Genomic DNA, 20,603 nt, shown 5'->3' with positions numbered 1-20,603 from the left:
GCGAAGACTGGCGAGGCGGGCGGCTTCAAGCGACCGATGCGCCGCACGGGGCGAGCCGCCGGGCGCGCCATCGGACCTGCCGCCGGCACGCCACAAAGGGCTGGCCGGCATCGCGCAACGCGGGATTTTACCATCGCCCACCGCGCCTGTGCGGCGCGCCATGGGTCAGGCGACACAGAGCGTGCGAAGCGCCGCATTGACACGGCATCCGCGGGCCGGCGCGGGTATACTCGCGCTCGCCGTTCCAGTAGCCTGTTATGAAGTCCATCGACATGCCGCCCGCCAGGGCGCCATGGCAGCCACAGAGCGCCGATGCACTTCATAACAAGCTCAAGGGGAGAACATGAAGCTGTATGCGTCCCACACCAGCCCGTACGCGCGCAAGGTGCGCGTCGTGCTGGCGGAAAAGAAGGTCGACTACCAGATGATCGAGGAGAACGTCTGGTCGCCCGCGACCATCATCGGCCAGTTCAACCCGCTCGGCAAGGTGCCCTGCCTGGTCATGGAGGATGGCGGCGCGGTCTTCGATTCGCGCGTGATCGCCGAATACGCCGATACGCTGTCGCCAGTCGGCCGCCTGATTCCGCAAGGCAGCCGCGAGCGCCTCGAAGTGCGCTGCTGGGAAGCCCTGGCCGATGGCCTGCTCGACGCCGCGCTGCTGGTCCGCCTGGAAACCACCCAGCGCGAAGAGGGCCAGCGCAGCGAATCATGGGTCAAGCGCCAGCGGACCAAGATCGACGCCGCACTGGGCGCGATGTCTTCCGGCCTGGGCGACCGCCCGTGGTGCACCGGCATCCATTTCACCCTGGCCGATGTGGCCGTGGGCTGCGCGCTGGCCTATCTGGATTTCCGTTTCCCGGACATCGCCTGGCGCGAGCAGTACCCGAACCTCGCCGCGTTCCAGGAAAAGATCGAGAAGCGCCAGTCGTTCATCGACACCGCCCCGCCTTCGGCGGGTTGAGCGGTAGATTGGGCACGCCGGCGCCTCTGTGCGCCGATGTGCCTCATCAGACAATTACTGGATGATGCCGCCGCCCAGGCAGACGTCGCCGTCGTAGAGAACGGCCGACTGCCCCGGCGTCACCGCCCACTGCGCTTCGGCGAAGGCCAGCTTCAGCGCCTCGCCGTTGGCCGCTTCCACGCGGCAGGCCGCATCGCTCTGGCGATAGCGCGTCTTGGCCGCCATCTCGGCGCCGGCCGCAGGTGGCTCACCCGCCACCCAGGACAGGTCCGCCGCTTCCAGCACCGGCGTCAGCAGCCACGGATGGTCGTGCCCCTGCACCACGTAGAGCGAGTTATTGGCCATGTCCTTGCGCGCCACGTACCAGGCGTCGCCGCTGCCTTCGCGGCTGCCGCCCAGCCCAATGCCCTTGCGCTGGCCCAGCGTATAGAACGCCAGCCCGATGTGCTCCCCCACCACCTTGCCCTCGGGCGTCTTCATCGGCCCCGGCTTGGTCGGCAGGTAGCGATTGAGGAAGTCGCGGAACGGCCGTTCACCGATAAAACAGATCCCGGTCGAATCCTTCTTCTTCGCGTTCGGCAGGCCGATTTCGGCGGCAATCTCGCGCACGCGCGTCTTCGGCATCTCGCCCAGCGGGAACAGCGTGCGCGACAGCTGCGCCTGGTTCAGCCGGTGCAGGAAGTAGCTCTGGTCTTTGGTGTGGTCGAACGCCTTGAGCAGCTCGAAGCGCCCGTTGTCCGCCTGCCGCACGCGCGCATAGTGGCCCGTGGCGATGGTCTCGGCGCCGAGCGACATCGCGTGGTCCAGGAACGCCTTGAACTTGATCTCGGCATTGCAGAGCACGTCCGGATTGGGCGTGCGCCCGGCCGAGTATTCGCGCAGGAAATCGGCGAACACGCGGTCCTTGTACTCGGCGGCGAAGTTCACCGCCTCCACGTCCACGCCGATCAGGTCGGCCACGGACACCACGTCGAGCCAGTCCTCGCGCGTGGAGCAGTATTCGCTGTCGTCATCGTCCTCCCAGTTCTTCATGAACAGGCCGATGACTTCGTACCCCTGCTGCTTGAGCAGCCACGCGGTGACCGACGAATCGACCCCGCCCGACATACCCACCACCACCCGCTTGCCGCTCACGATGCGTCTCCGGTGCTGACCGCCACGCTTGTGGGATGCGTATAAAGCACATCCAGCGCGAAGCGCTTGCCGGCGAGGTAATCGTTCACGCAGGCCATCAGCAACGGGGTGCGATGGCGCTCGGGGCAGGCGCGCAGTTCCTCGGCGGTCATCCACAGCGTGCGGATGATGCCGGTATCGAGCTGGCGGCCTTCATCGAGCGTGCCGAGGTCGCCCGTGAAGGCGAAGCGGATATAGGTGGTGTCGCCCTGGTCGCGCGAGGAGAGCCCCCGGCTCATATAGCAGCCGATCAGCGCGCGCGGCTCGAAGGTGTGGGCGGTTTCCTCGAGGGTCTCGCGCACGACGGCGCGGATCAGGCTCTCGCCCGCTTCCAGGTGGCCGGCCGGCTGGTTCAGCCGCAGGCCGTCGCGCGTTTCCTCTTCAACCAACAGGAAGCGGCCGCCGCGTTCGATGACAGCGGCAACTGTGACGCTGGCGTTCCATTCACGTGACATGATGCACATTTTTTAAGCAATCCGGCATTTTACCGGTTGCTGTCGGAATGTGCAGGGATGAAGGCGGAAAGGGCGGAAACACCGCGGGCGGCAGCAGGGCCATGGCCGCTTCCAGGCGGGCCGTCAGCGCGCGCGTGGCCGGCGTGAGCGGCTGGCGCACCTCGGCGCGGGCCAGGCCTGCCAGCGCCAGCGCGGCCTTGACCGGCGCCGGGTTCGGCTCGGCGAACATCAGGTCGATCAGCGGCGAGAGCTGGCGGAACAGCGCGCGCGCCGCTTCGTCGCAGCCGGTGCGGGCCAGTTGCAGCAGCCGGACGAACAAGTCCGGGCGGATATGGGCGGCAGCCGGCACCACGCCTGCGCCGTCGGCCAGCAGGTGGTCGAGCATGGCGGCATCCTCGCCGCAGAACACGCGCAGGGCATCCTGCCCGGCCAACGCGCGCAGCCCGGTGCGGTCGCATTCCTTGATCGCCACGACCTGCGGATGGTCGGCCAGCCGCAGTGCCAGCGCGGGGGAAATCGTGGAGCCGGTGCGCTTCGGCACGTTGTAGAGCATCAGCGGGCGCGCCGTCTGGCTGGCCACGCGGCGCACGTGCCAGGCGATGCCCTCGTCCGACACGCGCAGGTAGTACGGCGGCGGGACGAGGTAGCCGGCGAGGTCGAATCGATCCAGCGTGCGCACCTGCTCGCAGACCGAGCGCGTGTCCACGCCGCCCACGCCCGCCATGACCGGCATGCGGCCCTGCGCCACCTCAAGCACGGCTGCGGTGACCATCAGCCGCTCTGCCTCGGTCAGCAGGCCGCCCTCGCCCGTCGTGCCGAGCACGATCAGGCCATCCACACCGGCGCCAGCATAGTGCGCGGCCAGTTGCTGGGCGGCGCGCAGGTCGGGCGCGCCGTGGCGCAGCGGCGTGACCAGCGGCAGCCACAGGCCATCGCCGATGACCGAATCAGTGCGCGGCATGATCGCTCCCCAGCATCGTCGTGATGCCGAACTCGGCGGCCGGCAGCGCGGTCATGATGGCGTGCATGGCGGCGTCGCGGCCGGCGCGCTCCACTTCCACATGGAGCGTGGTTTCCCCGTGCCGATGGTCCACCTCCACCACATACACACGGGCGAGCTTGCCGATGGCCACGTGCAGCGTCTGGCGCAGCATGAAGACCTGCGCCGAGGCCACCGCCAGGCGCAGGCGGATCCAGTGGCCATCGCTGGCGGCGGAGGCTGGCAGGGCGTCACGCCCGGCGCGGCGGCGCGGGACGGTGGCAAAGGCAACGGCGAGGCTCGAGGACTGTCGCGACTGTCGCATTACGCTTGAATCCGCGCGGGGCGGATCGTCTGTGGAACATGGCTCCATGCTAGGGAGCGGCGTCTCAAATTGATGCAGCAATCGCGGCGCCGGGTATCAACAACGCATCAACGCCGCGTCGTCGAACCCGGTCAGAACGTCTTTGTGATGGACGCGAGCGCGGTCGCCTTGCCCATGTAGCGGCCATGCGAATTCGTATAAGTGCCACGCTTGGCGTTGGTGTCGAGGTAGGCTACGGCCACGCTCAGGCCCTTGCCGAAGTCCTTGGTCACGCCGATTTTCCAGTCGGTATACGAGGCGTCGCTGAGGTTCTTCACGCCCTGGTAGCCCACGTGCGCGTTGACCGTCAGGTCCCACACATTGAGCGGCACGTTGGCCGTGAGGTCGATGTAGTAGCTGTTCTTGGTGTCGCCAAATCCGAACAGGTTGGTCAGCGCGTGCGAGTACTTGAGGAACACTGGGCCGTAGCCGATGCCGGCATAGACCTCGGTGGTGTAGGGACGCGTGAAGCCACTCGGATAATCGCCAGGGTAGTAGTACTCGAGCACGCCGAGGTCATAGTTGAATTCGGCGTCGGCCAGCTTGAACGTGTTGCGGAAGCCGCCGTAGAAATCCATCTCCACCGGGGCGGAGACTTCCGCGTTGCTGTCCGAAAGCCAGCTGATGCTTGAGTTCCAGTTGCCGAGGTAGAGCCCGCTCGCGTGGGTGTAGTCGAACCCGCCCTGGATGGCCGGGCGGCGGTCGGACTGCATCAGGCCCCGGTAGCGGTATTCGCTGGCCAGCGTGACATTGGCGGTGAAGGTGTGGGGCGAGGCTTCCGCCTCCTGGGCGAGCGCGGTGGCGCACGGGGCGGCAAGGAGGACGAGGGCGGTAAGGCGGGTAGCGATCATGGATGCTGGATGCGTAACGGGTGTTTGGAGGCGCCCTTCCCCGAAAAAGAGGGAAAGCGGCGTACCCGTCACGATACGGAGCGGCGCATCAAATCGGCATCAAGATTGGGCGCCCCGGCAACATGTTCGAATCAAGAGGGAATCCTGCCTGCATTAAACGAGTCGTTTCATGCGTCGCAAAAATGAGTCGTGGCGACCGCACAAATCGTCGACCGGGCAGTCACCACCGAACGTAAGTTTCGGGTAAGCTGCGCAAAAATTGGTGCGCCGCGCCGCGGTGGACCAACGGGCCAGGACGTCAGCCCGCCCAATCAGATACGACGCCAGCTAAAGGAGAAATTGACGATGCATATCGGCATCCCGCAGGAAACGCGGGCAGGCGAGGCACGCGTCGCCGCCACCCCGGAGACCATCAAGAAGTACGTTGCCCAAGGGCATCAGGTCACGGTGCAGGCTGGCGCAGGCGTACGCGCCAGCATTCCCGACGCGGCGTTCGAAGCCGCCGGCGCACGGATCGGCACGGCTGCCGATGCCTTCGGCGCCGAGCTGGTGCTGAAGGTGCGGGCACCGGACGATGCCGAGCGCGCCCAGATCAAGCCGGGCGCCGTGCTGGTGGGCATGCTCAATCCCTTCGATATCGAGAACAACGCGCGCATGGCCAGTGCGGCCATCACCGCGTTCGCGCTCGAGGCCGCGCCGCGCACCACGCGCGCGCAGAGCATGGACGTGCTGTCGTCGCAGGCCAACATCGCCGGCTACAAGGCCGTGCTGGTGGCCGCGCACCACTACCAGCGCTTCATGCCGATGCTGATGACGGCCGCCGGCACGGTGAAGGCCGCGCGCGTGCTGATCCTTGGCGCCGGCGTGGCCGGTCTCCAGGCGATTGCCACGGCCAAGCGGCTGGGCGCCGTGATCGAGGCCTCGGACGTCCGCCCCGCCGTAAAAGAGCAGATCGAGTCGCTTGGCGCCAAATTTCTCGACGTACCGTTCGAGACCGACGAGGAACGCGAGATCGCCCAGGGCGTGGGCGGCTACGCCCGTCCCATGCCGGCCGACTGGATGCGCCGCCAGGCGGAACTGGTGCACCAGCGCGCCACGCAGGCCGACATCGTCATCACCACCGCGCTGATCCCGGGCCGCAAGGCGCCCGTGCTGCTGCAGGAAGACACTGTCAAGCAGATGAAGCCCGGCTCGGTAGTGGTCGACCTGGCCGCCGCCCAGGGCGGCAACTGCCCGCTGACCGTGGCCGACGAGGTCGTGGAACGCCACGGCGTGGTCCTGATCGGCTACACCAACCTGGCCGGCATGGTCGCCGCGGACGCCTCGGCGCTCTACGCGCGCAACGTGCTCGACTTCCTCAAGCTGATCGTCGACAAGGATGCGCGCTACACGCTCAACCTTGAGGACGACATCGTCGCCGCCTGCCTGATGTGCAAGGACGGCCAGCTCGTCAGGCAGGCCGCCTAGATTCCCAACCGGAGCCGCCACGCCAGGACACACCGGCGGACGGCCCACCCAGCCTCAACCAAGGACGTATCACCCATGCAACGCAACATGCTCCGCGCCAAGCTCCACCGTGTCACCGTGACGCAGGCGGACCTCCATTACGAGGGATCGTGCGGCATCGACGAGAATCTTCTCGACGCTGCCGACATGAAGGAGTTCGAAAAGATCGAGCTGTACAACGTACAGAACGGCGAGCGCTTCTCCACGTACATCATCAAGGGTGCACGCGGTAGCGGCGAGATCTCGCTGAACGGCGCCGCCGCGCGCCGCGCGCACCTGGGCGACCACCTGATCATCTGCACCTACGCACCGATGAGCGACGAGGAAGTGAAGACCTATAAGCCCAAGGTCATCCTGGTGGACGAGAAGAACCGCATCAAGGAAATCAAGAAGATCGACTGATCTTTCTGGATTTTTTGCGATAGCCGCGCCCGGGGCGAGCCGCCCGGCGCGGTGGCGGTGCCGGCCCTGCAGTCCCACATCGATACGAAGCACGAAGAATTCGAAAGCAACGAGGAGAAGTCGATGGAGATGGTGAACCACACGGTGATCAACCTGATCATCTTTGTGCTGGCAATCTACGTGGGATACCACGTGGTCTGGACGGTAACGCCGGCCCTGCACACCCCGCTGATGGCCGTGACCAATGCGATCTCGGCCATCATCATCGTCGGCGCCATGCTGGCGGCCGGCCTCACGGAAGGCAGCGTGGGCCGCATCATGGGCACGCTGGCGGTGGCGCTGGCGGCCGTCAATGTGTTCGGCGGCTTCCTCGTGACCCAGCGCATGCTGGAGATGTTCAAGAAGAAGGAACCGAAGAAGCTGGCTGGCAAGGAGGGGGCACGATGACCGGACTCGTCAGCATGAACCTCGTCACGCTGCTGTACCTCGTGGCCTCGGTCTGCTTCATCCAGGCGCTCAAGGGCCTGTCCCACCCCGCTTCGGCCCGCAAGGGCAACACCTTCGGCATGATCGGCATGGCCATCGCCGTGGTGACCACGCTGGCGCTGATCGTCAAGCTCAAGGAGGAGTTCCTGGCGGCGGGCACGGCCCAGTCGTCGGTGGGCACGGGCCTGGCGCTGATCTTCGGCGCGCTGGTCGTCGGTGGCGGCATCGGCGCCTATGTGGCGCGCAAGGTCGAGATGACCAAGATGCCGGAACTGGTGGCGGCGATGCACTCGCTGATCGGTCTCGCGGCGGTGTTCATCGCCGTGGCCGCCGTGGCGGAGCCGGCTGCGTTCGGCATCGCGCCGGCTGGCTCGCACCTGATTCCCACCGGCAACCGGATCGAACTGTTCATCGGCTGCTTCGTCGGCGCCATCACGTTCTCGGGCTCGGTGATCGCCTTCGGCAAGCTGGCGGGGCGCTACAAGTTCCGGCTGTTCCAGGGCGCCCCGGTGGTGTTCCCGGGCCAGCACTGGCTGAACCTGCTGCTGGCCGTGGCGATGTTCGGCTTCGGCATCATCTTCTTCCTGTCGCAGGCGTGGCTGCCGTTCCTCATCATGCTGGCGCTGGCCTTCGTGCTGGGCGTGCTGATCATCATCCCGATCGGCGGCGCGGACATGCCTGTGGTGGTCTCGATGCTGAACTCGTACTCGGGCTGGGCGGCGGCGGGCATCGGCTTCTCGCTGAACAATCCGATGCTGATCATCGCCGGCTCGCTGGTGGGCTCGTCCGGTGCCATCCTCTCGTACATCATGTGCAAGGCGATGAACCGCTCGTTCTTCAACGTGATTCTGGGCGGCTTCGGCGGCGACGCGGCGGCAGCCGGCCCGGCCGGCGCGCAGGCCCAGCGCAACGTGAAGTCCGGCTCGGCCGACGACGCCGCGTTCCTGATGGGCAATGCCGAAACCGTGATCATCGTGCCCGGCTACGGCCTGGCGGTGGCCCGCGCTCAGCATGCACTTAAAGAATTGACCGAGAAGCTGCACGACAAGGGCGTGATCGTAAAGTACGCGATCCACCCCGTGGCGGGCCGCATGCCGGGCCATATGAACGTGCTGCTGGCGGAAGCCGAGGTGCCGTACGACCAGGTCTTCGAGATGGAGGACATCAACAGCGAGTTCGGGCAGGCCGACGTTGTGCTGGTGCTGGGCGCCAACGACGTGGTCAACCCGGCCGCCAAGACCGATCCGAAGTCGCCCATCGCCGGCATGCCGATCCTGGAGGCGTACAAGGCCAAGACCATCATCGTGAACAAGCGCTCGATGGCGGCCGGGTACGCGGGCCTGGACAACGAGCTGTTCTATATGGACAAGACCATGATGGTGTTCGGCGATGCCAAGAAGGTGGTCGAGGACATGTTCAAGGCCGTGGAATAAGGCCGGACACCGCGGAACGCAAATCCGAATCGGAATCGGAATCCGACTGACAATCAGGCCGGAAACCCTCGGTGATTAAAGCGGCGTGAAGACCTGAAATCAACGAAATCGAAGACATGCGGCCGGCAACCAACGCCGGCCGTTTGCTTTTGGCCTCCTTTGGTGCGGCAACATTGCGTGGACCCATCCGCGCGCTATACTGGCTTGCCACGGCCCCCAAACCCTCGCTCTTCATTCGCTGCCGGCCGCAGCGTAGATCGCACCATGACATTCAGCCCGCATGACAGGAACCTGTCGGTCTTCCATCACCCCGTCCTGACGGTGCTGGTGGACGACAGCAAATCGTTTATCGACAGCCTGGCATTCCAGATGGACGCGTCGCGCGCCGTGGTGAGCTTCACCGACCCGCGCGAGGCACTGACATGGATCCGCGAAGCCTATGCCACCCGGCATCCGGCCTTCCTGCCCGTGCGCGTGACCCACGACGACCTGACCTTCCTGAGCGAGCGGCGCACCGTGCAACTCGACGTGGACCGCATCTATCGCCAGGTCCACGACATCCATCGCTTCATGCAGCCCGGGGTGATCGTGGTGGACTACTCGATGCCGCAGATGGATGGCCTCGAGTTCTGCCAGGCGCTGCAGGACCTGCCGTGCAAGACCATCCTGCTGACCGGCACCGCCGACGAAAGCATTGCGGTGCAAGGCTTCAACCATGGGCTGATCGACCGCTATGTGAAGAAGCACGATCCGAACATGGTGGCGCGGCTCGACCAGGAAATCGACGCACTCCAGCAACAGTATTTCGCGGCGATCTCGCGCACGCTGCGCGACCTGCTCACGCGGCACTCGTACGCGTTCCTGTCCGATCCGGTGATGGCCGACCGCGTGCGCCAGACCGCCGCGCGCTATGGCTTCGTCGAGTACTACCTGTATCCGAATCCGGTGGGCATCCTGCTGCTGACGGCGCAGGGACATGCCACGCTGATGGTGATCGAGACGCGCGCCGGGCTGATGAGCCAGGTGGAGTCGGCCGAAGCCTACGAGGCGCCGGCCACGCTGATCGAAGGGCTGCGCGAAGGCCGCATCGTGCCGTTCTTCTGGCCCGGCAACGGCATGTACACGCCGGCGTGCGCCGACTGGGAGCAATACTGCCTGCCGGCCGAGCGGTGCGAAGGGCGCGAGGAGTATTTCTACGCGCTGTTCGACCTGCCGCGCCACCTGCTCCAGGAGCCGGTGGTGAGCCTGCAGGGGTTCCTGAGCGATTTCGCCCGCAACCCCGAGGCGCTGACGGGCCGGAACAAGCAGGCATAAGCCTGACCGTCCCGCATCCCCCTTATTCCTTCGGCGCTTCCCCGCCTTCCTTGCGGTTGCCGCCGCGCACCATGTCGAAGCGGAACAGCCGGCATTCGATATTGCCGTTGTAGAGCGGCGTGCGGCGCGATTCCTTGAGCCGCAGGCGCTTCGGCATACTCAGGTCGCCCGTGAACACCCACGCCTGCCAGCCCGCGAAGTGTTGCTTCAAGGTGGTAGCGAAGGCGCTGGCGAACTGGTTCGCGGCGGCCTCCTCGGCCTCGTCGCGCGGGGCCTCGGGCAGTGCGCCCCGGCGCTGCTCGCCGCGCACGGCAATCCGCTCGCCATAGGGCGGATTCATCAGCATCACGCCCGGCGTGGCGAACGGTGGCTGCACAAAGCGCGCATCCACCTGCTTCAGGGGCACCTCGCCCGGCAGCCCGGCGCGCTGCCAGTTGGCGTCCGCCATGGTCAGCATGTCCGTGGAAATGTCCGATCCGGCGATCTCCAGCGCCGCCACGCCCTTGGCCGCCGCCTCCTTGGCGCGTTGCGCATCGGCGCGCAGGGCCTGCCAGGCCTTGTTGTCCATGCCCTTGAGCCATTCGAACGCGAAGGTCCGCGCCCCGCCCGGCGGGAGGCCCAGCGCCACCTGCGCCGCCTCCACCAGGAACGTGCCGCTGCCGCACATCGGATCAAAGAACGGGCGGTCGGTCTGGCCCTGCACCCATCCCGCCAGCCGCAGGATGCCGGCGGCGAGGTTTTCCTTGAGCGGCGCCTCGCCCTTCTCCATGCGCCAGCCGCGCTTGAACAGCGGCTCGCCGGTGGTGTCGAGGTAGAGCGTGCAGTCGAACTCGGTCAAATGCGCATAAATCCGCACATCCGGGCTGACCGTATCGACGCTGGGACGGTCGCCGAGCGCCTCGCGCATGGCATCGCAAACACCGTCCTTCACGCGCAGCGCGGTGAAGTTCAGGCTGTGCAGCGGTGACTTGTGCGCGGTGATGTCCACCCGCAGCGACTCATCCGGCGAAAACCACTGATCCCAGCGTTGCTGGCGGGCCAGCGCGTAGACATCGTCCTCATGCCGGTAGCCGCGCTGCGCCACGCGCAGCAGCACGCGGCTGGCGATGCGCGAGTGCAGGTTGACGGCATAGGCCGCCGCCATCTCGCCCGAGAACGGCACGCCGCCCGGCACCTCGCGATGCACCTGGAACGGCGCGGCGGCCACCACGGCCGGATACTGGGCGATTTCCCGCAGTTCCTCGGCAAGGGCGGATTCCAGGCCACGCGGGCAGGGAGCAAAGAAGGCTTGGGTCATGGGAAGAGCATCCTGCAAACAAAAACGTCCGCCGTGGCGGACGGGAGTGAGACTAGCGTAGCGGACCGCGCGGCGGACCGCTAGTCGGCGGCCAGGGCGCGGTCCAGGAAATCGAGGCGGTCCTGGCCCCAGTACGGCTGGCCATCCAGCACGAACCACGGGGCGCCGTACACGTTGGCGGAGAGCGCGTCCTGCGTATTCTGCGCGTAGGCGGCCTGCACGGCCTGACCCTCGCTGGCCTTGAGCAGATTGGCGCCGTCCAGGCCGGCCTCGTCCGCGATCAGCGCCAGCGTGGCCGCATCGGCGATATTGCGCTGGTCCGCCCACACGCCCCGGCAGATGGCGCCGGTCAACTCCAGCGCGCGCGCCGTGCCGTGCGCCAGTTGCGCGGCGATGATCAGCCGGGCGGCGGCATCGCCGGACACCGGGAAGAACGTCGGATGCAGATGCATCGGCATGTTCAGGAACTGGCTCCAACGCTCGAGTTCCACCAGCCGGTATGCCTGGCGCTGCGGCGGACGCTGCGCCAGCGGCACGCCGCCGGACACCGCGAACACCTTGCCAAGATCCACCGGCTTCAGCAGCACCTGGGCGTTATGGCGGTTGGCGATGTCGACGAAGCGGGCATGTCCGAGGTAGGTAAACGGGGACTGCGGCGCCAGGAAGTACTCGACCTGCTTGCTCATCATGACCTCATGTAAGGCTTTGGGGGAGAACGCTGAATCGTAGATCGCTTAAAACGGCTTCACGACCACGAGGATCACGATAGCCAGCAGCACCAGCACCGGCACTTCGTTGAACCATCGATAGAACGTGTGCGAGCGTGCATTGGCGCCCCGCTCGAACTTGCGCAACAGCACGCCGCAGCCGTGGTGGTAGCCGATCAGCACCAGCACCAGCGCCAGCTTGGCGTGCATCCAGCCCTGCCCCGTGCCGCGTCCGATGCCATAGCCGAGGTACAGCCACAGCCCGAACACCACGGCCGGCACGGCCAGCATGGTCATGAACCGGAACAGCTTGCGCGCCATCAGCAGCAGCCGCTGCACGCCGGCCGGATCGGTCTCCATCGCCAGGTTGACGAAGATGCGCGGCAGGTAGAACAGCCCCGCGAACCACGACACGACAAAGACGATATGGAACGACTTGACCCAGAGCATTGGTGGTGGACGTTGTTTTGGCGTATTTAAGAAGCGTGGCCGGCAATCCTCAGGTCCGGATTTCCCCGTGCCCGAATACGACGTATTTCAACGAAGTCAGCCCCTCCAGCCCGACGGGGCCGCGTGCGTGGAGCTTGTCGTTGGAAATGCCGATCTCCGCGCCCAGGCCGTATTCGAAACCATCGGCGAAGCGCGTGGAGGCGTTGATCATCACGCTGGCCGAATCCACCTCGCGCAGGAATCGCATGCCGGCGGTGTAGTTCTCGGTGATGATCGAATCGGTGTGGGCCGAGCCATAGGTATTGATATGGTCGATGGCCGCGTCGAGCCCGTCCACGGTGCGGATGGCCAGCACCGGCGCCAGGTATTCGAGGCGCCAGTCCTCCTCGGTGGCATCGACCAGCTTGCCGAAGCCGGCCGCTTCCAGCGTGGCGCGCGTGGCGGCGCAGACGCGCAGCTCCACGCCTTTCTCCTGATAGATGCTGGCCAACGGCGGCAGCACGGCGGCGGCGATGTAGCGCGACACCAGCAGCGTTTCCATCGTGTTGCACGGCGCGTAGCGCTGCGTCTTGGCGTTGTCGGCCACGCGGATGGCCTTGTCCAGGTCCGCATCGGTGTCGATGTAGACGTGGCAGATGCCGTCCAGGTGCTTGATCATCGGCACGCGCGCCTCTTCCATCAGGCGCGCGATCAGGCTCTTGCCGCCGCGCGGCACGATCACATCGACGTATTCGGTCATCGTGATCAGCCGGCCCACGGCGGCGCGGTCGGTGGTCTCGATGACCTGCACGGCCTCGGCCGGCAGCCCGGCCGACGACAGCCCTTCCGCCACCAGCGCGGCCAGTGCCGTGTTCGACTCGATGGCTTCGGAGCCGCCGCGCAGGATCGTGGCGTTGCCGGACTTCAGGCACAGTGCCGCGGCGTCGATGGTCACGTTCGGGCGCGACTCATAGATGATGCCGATCACGCCCAGCGGTACGCGCATCTGACCGACCTGGATGCCGGTCGGGCGGAACTTCATATTGGTGATCTCGCCGATCGGGTCCGCCAGCGCGGCGATCTGCCCCAGCCCGGCCGCCATCGTGTCGATGGCCTTGTCGGACAGCGTCAGGCGGTCCACGAACGCGGCGTCCTGGCCGTTGGCCCGGGCACGCTCCACATCGCGCGCATTCACGGCCTTGAGCTTGTCGGCATCCCGGCGGATGGCGGCGGCGATGGTCAGCAGCGCGCGGTTCTTGTCGGCCGTGGTGGCCCGCGCCATCGCGCGCGACGCCGCGCGGGCCTGCTGGCCAACGCGGTCCATGTAAGCGTTGAGATCGAACTCGGTCATGATGGTGTCCAGGCGTTCCTGGCTCGACTGCGTAGTAGTGTCTCGGGGGCCCGGGGGCCGGTGTCGTGCGGGTAGGTCAGGCGACCGGTCGATCGGAAACTCAGGCCGGGCGCGCGATCATCAGCGCCAGTTGCAGCAGGCCATCCCATGGCTCGGCCGGGAGGCTGCCGCCCAGGCCGCCTGCGCCTGGCAGGTCGGACAGGCCCTTGACCTGCCGGTCCAGCCGGGCGGCCATGGCCAGCGCGGCTTCCAGCTGCGGCAGCGCCAACCGCTGCGCGGCCTGCGGCACCAGCCGCTCGCGTGGGCCCCAGACGCGCAATTCGCGCATCAGCACGCCCGCCGGCTTGCCGGCCGCCAGCCCTTGCCGGACTTTGGATAATACGCGAATTTCCTCGGTCAGCGCCCAGAGCACCAGCACCGTGGCCTCGCCCTCGCCGCGCAGCCCTTCGAGCATGCGCGTGAGGCGCGGCACGTCGCCGCCGAGCATCGCCTCGGACAGCTTGAAGACGTCGTAACGGGCCACATTGAGCACCGCGTCGTGCACCTGGTCGAAGGTAAGCACGCCGGGCGGGTACAGCAGGCCGAGCTTCTGGATTTCCTGGTGGGCGGCGAGCAGGTTGCCTTCCACCTTGTCGGCGATGAACTGGAGCGCGCGGCGCCCGGCCTCGCCCGGTTCCACGCGCTGCTGCTGCAATCCCAGCCGCTCGCCAACCCAGGCCGGCAGCCGCGTGCGGTCCACGGCATCGACCTTGATCGATACCCCGGCGGACTCCAGCGCCTGGAACCACGCTGACTTGGATGTGGCGAAATCAAGCCGGGGCAGCGTGACGAGCATCACCACGTCCGGCGACGGCTGGGCCGCCACGGCGCGCAGCGCCTCGCCGCCATCCTTGCCGGGCTTGCCGGTCGGGATCCGCAATTCCACGATTTTCCGGTCGCCGAACAGCGACATCGACTGCTGGGCCTCGACCAGCTGGCTCCAGTGGAAGCCGCGCTCCGCCACGAGGACGTCCCGCTCGGAAAAACCGGCCTCGCGCGCGGTGCGGCGCAGCCGGTCTACCGCTTCGAGCACCAGCAGGTGTTCGTCGCCATGCACGACGTACAGCGGCGCCATGCCCTTGGCCTGGGCCTGCTTCAGGTGCGCGTCGAGTCCGTCGAGCTTCAGTTGCATCGCGGTGCGGGGCGGAGTCTAGCCGCTCTCAGATGGCCTTGACCGAGGCCAGGCGGCGCATCAGCTGCTGGACGATATCGCGCTGCATGTCGCGATAGAGCTGCTGCTCCTCGTAGTCCTTGGCCAGCGTGTTGGCTTCGTTGTAGGTCAGGTCGCGGGTCAGGACCAGTTGCGACGGCGGAATCAGTTCCTTGCCGGCCGGGTCGCGCAGGCGGAAGCTGAACCGCTGCGACAACCGGTATTCGCGCACCACGCCCTCGGTCGTGATCGACAGGATCGACTTGCCGCGGGTGTCACCCAGCACATCGAGAATCGCGTCGGCTTCCTTCAGATCATCGACGATCTGCGTGTCCGAGCCATTGCGGATGTTGCGGCGCAGGTCCGATCCCATCAGCGAATTGGCCGGAAGCCCAATATAGAGTCGCTTGAACGCGAAGTCGGCGTTGCCGCGCATGTGAAAGCCGCAGCCGGCCAGCAAGCCGGCTGCCGCCATCGCGGCCAGCACCCTGCGACGTCCTGTGTTGATTCCGTCCATGCTTCGCAATTCCCTTGTTTCCGGGCGCCTCAGAGCACCACGTTGACGAGTCGGCCCGGCACAACCACGATCTTCTTGGGCGCGGCGCCGGCGGCGAACTTCGCCACAATCTCGCTCGCGGCGGCCGTGGCCTCGATGGCGGCGCGATCGGCATCGGCCGGCACCGTCAGGCTGCCACGGACCTTGCCGTTCACCTGGAGCACCAGTTCGATCTCGCTACGCACCAGCGCGGCTTCGTCCACCTGCGGCCAGGCGGCGTCCAGCAGGTCGCCGCCCTGCTCGGCGTAGCCCAGCTCCTGCCACAGCGCGTGCGTAACGTGCGGCACTACCGGGTACAGCACGCGCAGCAGGATGCCGAAGCCCTCGCGGCGCGCGGCCGGCGAGGCGCCCTTGGCGTCTTCCAGCGCGTTCAGCATCTTCATCGTGGCCGAGACCACGGTGTTGTACTGGATGCGCTGGTAATCGTAATTCGCTTGCTTCAGCACGCCGTGGAGGTCGCGGCGCAGCGCGGCGTCATCGGCCGTGCACGCCGTGCCGGCACCATCGCGAATCGCCTGGGCGTTGGCATGGGCGAAGTTCCACACGCGGCGCAGGAAGCGCGACGCGCCTTCCACGCCCGAACCGCTCCACTCGAGCTGCTGCTCGGGCGGCGCGGCGAACATGACGAACAGGCGCGCCGTGTCGGCGCCGTACTGGTCGATCAGCGCCTGCGGATCGATGCCGTTGTTCTTCGACTTCGACATCTTCTCCACGCCGCCGATCACCACCGGCTGGCCGTCCGCCTTCAGCGTGGCACCCAGCGGGCGGCCGCGCTCGTCGGTCCGCACGTCCACCTCGGCCGGGTTGTACCAGTGCTTCTTGCCGGAGGCGTCCTCGCGGTAATAGGTCTCGTTGAGCACCATCCCCTGCGTCAGCAGGTTCGTGAACGGCTCGCTGAACTTGACCAGGCCCATATCGCGCATGACCTTGGTCCAGAAGCGGGCGTACAGCAAATGCAGGATCGCGTGCTCGATGCCGCCGATGTACTGGTCCATCGGCATCCAGTAGTCGTTGCGGGCGTCGACCATCGTCGGGGCGTCCGGGCACGTGTAGCGCATGTAGTACCAGCACGAGTCGATGAAGGTATCCATCGTGTCGGTCTCGCGGCGCGCGGGCTTGCCGCAGGACGGGCACGTGCAGTTCAGGAAGCGCGGGTCCTTGTTCAGCGGGTTGCCGGTGCCGTCCGGCACGAGGTCTTCCGGCAGCACCACGGGCAGGTCCTGCTCGGGCACCGGCACCACGCCGCAGGCATCGCAATGGATCAACGGGATCGGCGTGCCCCAGTAGCGCTGGCGCGAGATGCCCCAGTCGCGCAGGCGCCAGGTCACCTTCTTCTCGCCCAGGCCCTTGGCGGCGAGGTCGGCCGCGATGGCGTCCACCGCGGCCTGATAGCCCAGGCCATCGTACTTGCCGCTGTGGACCAGCTTGCCGGCTTCCTTGTCGCCGTACCATTCCTGCCACGCTTCGGTGGAGAACGGCTGGGCCTTGACGTCCACCACCTGCCGGATCGCCAGCTGGTACTTGTTCGCGAACGCGAAGTCGCGCTCGTCGTGCGCCGGCACGCCCATCACGGCGCCGTCGCCGTAGCTCATCAGCACATAGTTGCCGACCCAGACGTCCACCGGCTCGCCGGTCAGCGGGTGCTCGACCTGGAGCCCGGTCGGCATGCCCTTCTTCTCCATGGTCGCCATGTCGGCTTCCATGACCGAACCATGCTTGCATTCGTCGATGAAGGCGGCCAGCGTCGGGTTGTTCGCCGCGGCCAGGGTAGCCAGCGGGTGCTCGGCGGCCACGGCGCAGAACGTCACGCCCATGATCGTGTCGGCACGGGTCGTGAACACGTACAGCTTGCCGTCATTGACGAGCTTGCCGTCCGCGCCCGAAATCTTGTGCGGGAACGCGAAGCGCACGCCGGTGCTCTTGCCGATCCAGTTCTGCTGCATGACCTTGACGCGCTCGGGCCAGCCCAGCGCATCCAGATCACCGAGCAACTCGTCCGCATAATCGGTAATCCGCAGGTAATACATCGGAATTTCGCGCTTTTCCACCACCGCGCCCGAGCGCCAGCCGCGCCCGTCGATGACCTGCTCGTTCGCCAGCACGGTCTGGTCCACGGGGTCCCAGTTGACCGTGCCGGTCTTGCGGTAGGCGATGCCCTTTTCCAGCATCTTCAGGAACAGCCACTGGTTCCAGCGGTAGTAGTCCGGGCTGCAGGTTGCCACCTCGCGCGACCAGTCGATCGCCAGGCCCATCGACTGCATCTGCTTCTTCATGTAAGCGATGTTGTCGTAGGTCCAGGCGGCTGGCGCCACGTGGTTGTTCAGCGCGGCGTTCTCGGCCGGCATGCCGAACGCGTCCCAGCCCATCGGCATCAGCACGTTGTGGCCGTTCATGCGCAGGTAGCGCGCCATTACGTCGTTGATCGTGTAGTTCCGCACGTGACCCATGTGCAGCTTGCCCGACGGGTACGGCAGCATCGAGCAGGCGTAGAACTTCGACTTCTCCTTCCCGTCGGGACCCACAGCGTGCTCGGCCACCTTGTAGGCTTCGGTGGCCTGCCAGTGCTGCTGGGCGGCTTGTTCAACGGCGGAAGGAAGATATTTGTCTTGCATGTTTGGTACGACGGATCAGGACGTCGGATCGGGGACGGCGTTCCGCGCGCACCTGGGGTGCCGGGCGGACCGATTTGCGAAAGAGCCGATTATAACCGTGGCGGACACCCGCCACGGACGGCGAAAAGTCTGAAAATGGCCACGCGGCGGGCCATTTTCGGCAATTTTTGGCGTGTGCCGGGCTTACTTCAGGCCCAGCACGTCCTGCATGTCGAACAGGCCGGCCGGCTTGTCGGCCAGGAAGCGCGCCGCGCGCACGGCGCCATCGGCGTACGACTGGCGGCTCGACGACTTGTGGCTGATCTCGATGCGCTCGCCAATGCCGGCGAACATCACGGTGTGATCGCCGACGATATCGCCGCCGCGCACGGTGGCAAAGCCGATGCTGTTGGCGTCGCGCGGGCCGGTATGGCCTTCGCGGGCGTAGACGGCGCAATCGTCCAGGCTGCGGCCCAGCGCGCCGGCAACCACCTCGCCCATGGCCAGCGCCGTGCCCGATGGCGCGTCCACTTTATGACGATGGTGGGCTTCGATGATCTCGATGTCATAGCCGGTCGAAAGTAGCTTTGCCGCCACTTCCAGCAGCTTGAAGGTGGCGTTCACCCCCACGCTCATGTTCGCGGCGAAGACGATGGCGATCGACTTGGCAGCGTCCGCCAGCGCCTGCTTGCCGGCGGCGTCGAAGCCCGTGGTGCCGATCACCATCTTCTTGCCGAGCCGGCGCGCCGCCGCCACGTGGGCCAGCGTGCCTTCGGGGCGCGTGAAGTCGATCAGGCAGTCGGCGGCGCCGAGTACGGCGTCCACATCGGACGAAATCGTCACACCCGTGGCGCGGCCCAGGAATAGCCCGGCATCCTGGCCCAGCGCGGCGGCGCCGGGCACGTCGAGCGCGCCGGTCAGCGTCACGCCGTCGGTATTCAGCACATGTTCGATGAGCATGCGGCCCATGCGGCCGGAAGCGCCTGCGATTGCAATATTCATGGTGATTGTGCGATGTCGGGGGAAGGGGCGCCGCCCGGCCGGGGCGGCGAGGCGGCATGGCGTCCGGGCGCGGCCCGCAACGGGCCGCGTGCCGGTCAGCTTGCCGGTTTGGCGGACGTGTCGGGCGTGGGCGTGGCTGGCGGGGTGGCCGGAGCCGGGGCGGCTTCGGGGGCCGGCGCGGCGGTCGGCGGCACGGGGGCGGCACTATCGGCAGCGCCTGCCGGTGCGGCCGGTGCCGGCGTGGCCGGGGCGTCAGCCGGTGCGCTGCTCGAACTCGTCACGATCTTGCCCGGCGTCTGGTTGCGCAGGGCTGCCTTCATCCCGTCGATTTCGGCGATCAGCTCATATTCGGACGGCAGTTCGTCCCCGCCAAACTTGACCAGCTTGTCGCCATCGAAGAACACCGTGTAGCGGCGCTGCTGCACGACTGGCGTGCTGCCGCGGCGGAACGAGAACACGTAGTCCCAGCGATTGCCGTGGAAAACGTCGGTCAAGAGCGGCGTGCCCAGCAGGAAGCGGACCTGATCGCGCGTCATGCCTTCGCGCAACTGCGACGCTGCCTCACGCGAGACGAAATTGCCCTGTACGATATTGATACGATACGGCGTGATGGCGTCGGCCACCTTGCGCGACGTGCTGTCATAGGCCGAGCAGGCGCCGGCCAGCACGGCGGCCGCCAGCAGGGAAGACACCAGCGGCAGGCGCATGGCGGTCGTACGGAATGAACGCATGGATCTCGCTTTCAGACGGGAAAGGATAGTGCCGGGTCCGGTACAGGCCGTGGCACCGGGGCGACTTTTGTCGCCAAAACCCTTATGATTCAACTATCCAGACATTGTACTCTAGGGAGTCACGCCTATGCCGAGTCCGGCGGACCTCAAAAACATCGGCCTGAAGGCGACCGTCCCCCGCCTCAAGATCCTCGAGATCTTCCAGACCAGTGAACAGCGCCACCTGAGCGCCGAAGACGTGTACCGCATCCTGCTCAACGAGCACATGGATATCGGTCTCGCCACGGTATATCGCGTCCTGACCCAATTCGAGCAGGCGGGTCTGCTGTCGCGCAACAACTTCGAATCAGGCAAGGCGATCTTCGAACTCAACGAAGGCAAGCACCATGATCACCTGGTGTGCCTCGATTGCGGCCGGGTCGAGGAATTCTTCGACTCCGACATCGAGCAACGCCAGCAAAGCATTGCGCGCGAGCGCGGCTTTGCACTGCAGGAACACGCATTGTCGCTGTACGGCAACTGCACCAAGAACGACTGTCCCCACAGACCCAAACGATAAGCCGCCGCGGGCCACGGCCCAGCGAGAAGGCAACAAAAACCGGCGCCTCGGCGCCGGTTTTTTTTATTTGGGAGGCTAGATCGAGTCGTTGCCCCCTCGCCTCCCCTCGGCCGCGCTATTGCTCCGGCCCATCGTACATGCCTCGAAATGGGTCGCTCCACCCATTTTTCTCGTGATATAGCACTACCCGCCCGCTTAGGTTCCACGTCAACTCGGCGATGCCACTGGACGTCAGGATCCACCGCCCCGCATTTCCGTCGGAAAATT

The 20,603-nt window shown here is 66.4% G+C and carries 21 protein-coding genes; 7 read left to right on the top strand and 14 right to left on the bottom strand.

Annotated elements, in window-relative coordinates; genetic code table 11:
• Positions 1-343: 343 nt before the first annotated feature.
• Positions 344-961 carry a glutathione S-transferase C-terminal domain-containing protein gene (locus tag AC1DFU_RS19000; protein ID WP_092298827.1) on the top strand — a complete coding sequence of 206 codons (618 nt, stop codon included), beginning with the start codon at positions 344-346 and terminating at the stop codon, positions 959-961.
• Between the two features lie 54 nt (positions 962-1,015).
• Here AC1DFU_RS19000 and mnmA read toward each other — a convergent pair whose 3' ends face one another.
• The 5 genes from mnmA to AC1DFU_RS18975 form a co-directional block, all read right to left on the bottom strand.
• On the bottom strand, positions 1,016-2,095 hold the full coding sequence (mnmA, locus tag AC1DFU_RS18995; protein ID WP_441592268.1) for a tRNA 2-thiouridine(34) synthase MnmA: 1,080 nt from the start codon (positions 2,093-2,095) through the stop codon (positions 1,016-1,018).
• On the bottom strand, positions 2,092-2,598 hold the full coding sequence (locus AC1DFU_RS18990) for an NUDIX hydrolase (protein ID WP_092298821.1): 507 nt from the start codon (positions 2,596-2,598) through the stop codon (positions 2,092-2,094). Before AC1DFU_RS18990 ends, mnmA begins: the two co-directional genes overlap by 4 nt.
• Complete coding sequence (locus tag AC1DFU_RS18985; RefSeq protein ID WP_092298818.1) at positions 2,579-3,550, bottom strand: 4-hydroxy-tetrahydrodipicolinate synthase family protein; 972 nt, start codon at positions 3,548-3,550, stop codon at positions 2,579-2,581. Before AC1DFU_RS18985 ends, AC1DFU_RS18990 begins: the two co-directional genes overlap by 20 nt.
• The gene (locus AC1DFU_RS18980) at positions 3,537-3,893 is read right to left on the bottom strand and encodes a hypothetical protein (protein WP_092298814.1); all 357 of its coding nucleotides are present in this window, start codon (positions 3,891-3,893) and stop codon (positions 3,537-3,539) included. Before AC1DFU_RS18980 ends, AC1DFU_RS18985 begins: the two co-directional genes overlap by 14 nt.
• 131 nt (positions 3,894-4,024) lie before the next feature.
• A complete protein-coding gene (locus AC1DFU_RS18975) occupies positions 4,025-4,783 on the bottom strand; it encodes a TorF family putative porin (RefSeq protein ID WP_092298811.1) in 759 nt (252 codons plus the stop codon).
• A gap of 345 nt (positions 4,784-5,128) precedes the next feature.
• Between AC1DFU_RS18975 and AC1DFU_RS18970 the strand changes: the two genes are divergently transcribed.
• The 5 genes from AC1DFU_RS18970 to AC1DFU_RS18950 all read left to right on the top strand — a co-directional run bounded on the left by AC1DFU_RS18970 (position 5,129) and on the right by AC1DFU_RS18950 (position 9,924).
• Positions 5,129-6,250 carry a Re/Si-specific NAD(P)(+) transhydrogenase subunit alpha gene (locus AC1DFU_RS18970; protein ID WP_092298808.1) on the top strand — a complete coding sequence of 374 codons (1,122 nt, stop codon included), beginning with the start codon at positions 5,129-5,131 and terminating at the stop codon, positions 6,248-6,250.
• A gap of 75 nt (positions 6,251-6,325) precedes the next feature.
• Positions 6,326-6,691 (top strand): aspartate 1-decarboxylase, encoded by a 366-nt coding sequence (gene panD / locus AC1DFU_RS18965; protein ID WP_092298805.1) that lies wholly within the window; start codon positions 6,326-6,328, stop codon positions 6,689-6,691.
• Positions 6,692-6,814: 123 nt separating this feature from the next.
• Entirely contained in the window at positions 6,815-7,138 is a 324-nt protein-coding gene (locus tag AC1DFU_RS18960; RefSeq protein WP_092298993.1) for an NAD(P) transhydrogenase subunit alpha part 2, read from the top strand.
• Positions 7,135-8,610: an NAD(P)(+) transhydrogenase (Re/Si-specific) subunit beta gene (locus AC1DFU_RS18955; RefSeq protein ID WP_092298802.1), complete on the top strand. Its 1,476-nt coding sequence runs from the start codon at positions 7,135-7,137 to the stop codon at positions 8,608-8,610. Before AC1DFU_RS18960 ends, AC1DFU_RS18955 begins: the two co-directional genes overlap by 4 nt.
• A 264-nt stretch (positions 8,611-8,874) precedes the next feature.
• Complete coding sequence (locus tag AC1DFU_RS18950; RefSeq protein WP_092298799.1) at positions 8,875-9,924, top strand: response regulator; 1,050 nt, start codon at positions 8,875-8,877, stop codon at positions 9,922-9,924.
• 22 nt (positions 9,925-9,946) lie between these two features.
• Here the strand turns inward: AC1DFU_RS18950 and AC1DFU_RS18945 are convergent, their stop codons facing one another.
• The 9 genes from AC1DFU_RS18945 to AC1DFU_RS18905 form a co-directional block, all read right to left on the bottom strand.
• Positions 9,947-11,221 (bottom strand): THUMP domain-containing class I SAM-dependent RNA methyltransferase, encoded by a 1,275-nt coding sequence (locus AC1DFU_RS18945; RefSeq protein WP_092298796.1) that lies wholly within the window; start codon positions 11,219-11,221, stop codon positions 9,947-9,949.
• A gap of 80 nt (positions 11,222-11,301) precedes the next feature.
• Entirely contained in the window at positions 11,302-11,907 is a 606-nt protein-coding gene (locus tag AC1DFU_RS18940) for a 2-hydroxychromene-2-carboxylate isomerase (RefSeq protein WP_092298793.1), read from the bottom strand.
• Between the two features lie 48 nt (positions 11,908-11,955).
• Positions 11,956-12,378, bottom strand: a complete 423-nt coding sequence (locus AC1DFU_RS18935) for a CopD family protein (RefSeq protein ID WP_441592263.1) — start codon at positions 12,376-12,378, stop codon at positions 11,956-11,958.
• A gap of 49 nt (positions 12,379-12,427) precedes the next feature.
• Positions 12,428-13,708, bottom strand: a complete 1,281-nt coding sequence (locus AC1DFU_RS18930) for a glutamate-5-semialdehyde dehydrogenase (RefSeq protein ID WP_441592261.1) — start codon at positions 13,706-13,708, stop codon at positions 12,428-12,430.
• Positions 13,709-13,808: 100 nt separating this feature from the next.
• Positions 13,809-14,879: a DNA polymerase III subunit delta gene (gene holA, locus AC1DFU_RS18925; protein ID WP_092298784.1), complete on the bottom strand. Its 1,071-nt coding sequence runs from the start codon at positions 14,877-14,879 to the stop codon at positions 13,809-13,811.
• Positions 14,880-14,907: 28 nt separating this feature from the next.
• A complete protein-coding gene (locus AC1DFU_RS18920; protein ID WP_441592259.1) occupies positions 14,908-15,414 on the bottom strand; it encodes an LPS-assembly lipoprotein LptE in 507 nt (168 codons plus the stop codon).
• A gap of 29 nt (positions 15,415-15,443) precedes the next feature.
• Positions 15,444-18,065, bottom strand: a complete 2,622-nt coding sequence (gene leuS, locus AC1DFU_RS18915; RefSeq protein WP_441592257.1) for a leucine--tRNA ligase — start codon at positions 18,063-18,065, stop codon at positions 15,444-15,446.
• A gap of 183 nt (positions 18,066-18,248) precedes the next feature.
• Positions 18,249-19,046: a 4-hydroxy-tetrahydrodipicolinate reductase gene (gene dapB, locus AC1DFU_RS18910; RefSeq protein WP_092298774.1), complete on the bottom strand. Its 798-nt coding sequence runs from the start codon at positions 19,044-19,046 to the stop codon at positions 18,249-18,251.
• A 95-nt stretch (positions 19,047-19,141) separates the two neighbouring features.
• Positions 19,142-19,777 (bottom strand): outer membrane protein assembly factor BamE, encoded by a 636-nt coding sequence (locus AC1DFU_RS18905; RefSeq protein ID WP_092298771.1) that lies wholly within the window; start codon positions 19,775-19,777, stop codon positions 19,142-19,144.
• A gap of 127 nt (positions 19,778-19,904) precedes the next feature.
• Here AC1DFU_RS18905 and fur point away from each other — a divergent pair, with 127 nt between their 5' ends.
• On the top strand, positions 19,905-20,336 hold the full coding sequence (fur, locus tag AC1DFU_RS18900; RefSeq protein ID WP_092298769.1) for a ferric iron uptake transcriptional regulator: 432 nt from the start codon (positions 19,905-19,907) through the stop codon (positions 20,334-20,336).
• Positions 20,337-20,603: the final 267 nt, after the last annotated feature.

Source organism: Cupriavidus sp. 10L45 (assembly GCF_056395225.1).
The sequence above is the reverse complement of the archived record's forward strand: the minus strand, read 5'-3'. Positions and strand labels throughout refer to the sequence as shown.

Bases quoted from the DNA above. Each gene is read 5' to 3' on its own strand.
- AC1DFU_RS18985 (WP_092298818.1), bottom strand. From the start codon at position 3,550: ATGCCGCGCACTGATTCGGTCATCGGCGATGGCCTGTGGCTGCCGCTG.
- AC1DFU_RS18945 (WP_092298796.1), bottom strand. From the start codon at position 11,221: ATGACCCAAGCCTTCTTTGCTCCCTGCCCGCGTGGCCTGGAATCCGCC.
- fur (WP_092298769.1), top strand. From the start codon at position 19,905: ATGCCGAGTCCGGCGGACCTCAAAAACATCGGCCTGAAGGCGACCGTC.
- dapB (WP_092298774.1), bottom strand. From the start codon at position 19,046: ATGAATATTGCAATCGCAGGCGCTTCCGGCCGCATGGGCCGCATGCTC.
- AC1DFU_RS18980 (WP_092298814.1), bottom strand. From the start codon at position 3,893: ATGCGACAGTCGCGACAGTCCTCGAGCCTCGCCGTTGCCTTTGCCACC.
- leuS (WP_441592257.1), bottom strand. From the start codon at position 18,065: ATGCAAGACAAATATCTTCCTTCCGCCGTTGAACAAGCCGCCCAGCAG.
- AC1DFU_RS18990 (WP_092298821.1), bottom strand. From the start codon at position 2,598: ATGTGCATCATGTCACGTGAATGGAACGCCAGCGTCACAGTTGCCGCT.
- holA (WP_092298784.1), bottom strand. From the start codon at position 14,879: ATGCAACTGAAGCTCGACGGACTCGACGCGCACCTGAAGCAGGCCCAG.
- AC1DFU_RS18975 (WP_092298811.1), bottom strand. From the start codon at position 4,783: ATGATCGCTACCCGCCTTACCGCCCTCGTCCTCCTTGCCGCCCCGTGC.
- AC1DFU_RS18920 (WP_441592259.1), bottom strand. From the start codon at position 15,414: ATGGACGGAATCAACACAGGACGTCGCAGGGTGCTGGCCGCGATGGCG.
- AC1DFU_RS18950 (WP_092298799.1), top strand. From the start codon at position 8,875: ATGACATTCAGCCCGCATGACAGGAACCTGTCGGTCTTCCATCACCCC.
- panD (WP_092298805.1), top strand. From the start codon at position 6,326: ATGCAACGCAACATGCTCCGCGCCAAGCTCCACCGTGTCACCGTGACG.
- AC1DFU_RS18955 (WP_092298802.1), top strand. From the start codon at position 7,135: ATGACCGGACTCGTCAGCATGAACCTCGTCACGCTGCTGTACCTCGTG.
- AC1DFU_RS18905 (WP_092298771.1), bottom strand. From the start codon at position 19,777: ATGCGTTCATTCCGTACGACCGCCATGCGCCTGCCGCTGGTGTCTTCC.
- AC1DFU_RS18930 (WP_441592261.1), bottom strand. From the start codon at position 13,708: ATGACCGAGTTCGATCTCAACGCTTACATGGACCGCGTTGGCCAGCAG.
- AC1DFU_RS18960 (WP_092298993.1), top strand. From the start codon at position 6,815: ATGGAGATGGTGAACCACACGGTGATCAACCTGATCATCTTTGTGCTG.
- AC1DFU_RS18940 (WP_092298793.1), bottom strand. From the start codon at position 11,907: ATGAGCAAGCAGGTCGAGTACTTCCTGGCGCCGCAGTCCCCGTTTACC.
- AC1DFU_RS18935 (WP_441592263.1), bottom strand. From the start codon at position 12,378: ATGCTCTGGGTCAAGTCGTTCCATATCGTCTTTGTCGTGTCGTGGTTC.
- AC1DFU_RS19000 (WP_092298827.1), top strand. From the start codon at position 344: ATGAAGCTGTATGCGTCCCACACCAGCCCGTACGCGCGCAAGGTGCGC.
- AC1DFU_RS18970 (WP_092298808.1), top strand. From the start codon at position 5,129: ATGCATATCGGCATCCCGCAGGAAACGCGGGCAGGCGAGGCACGCGTC.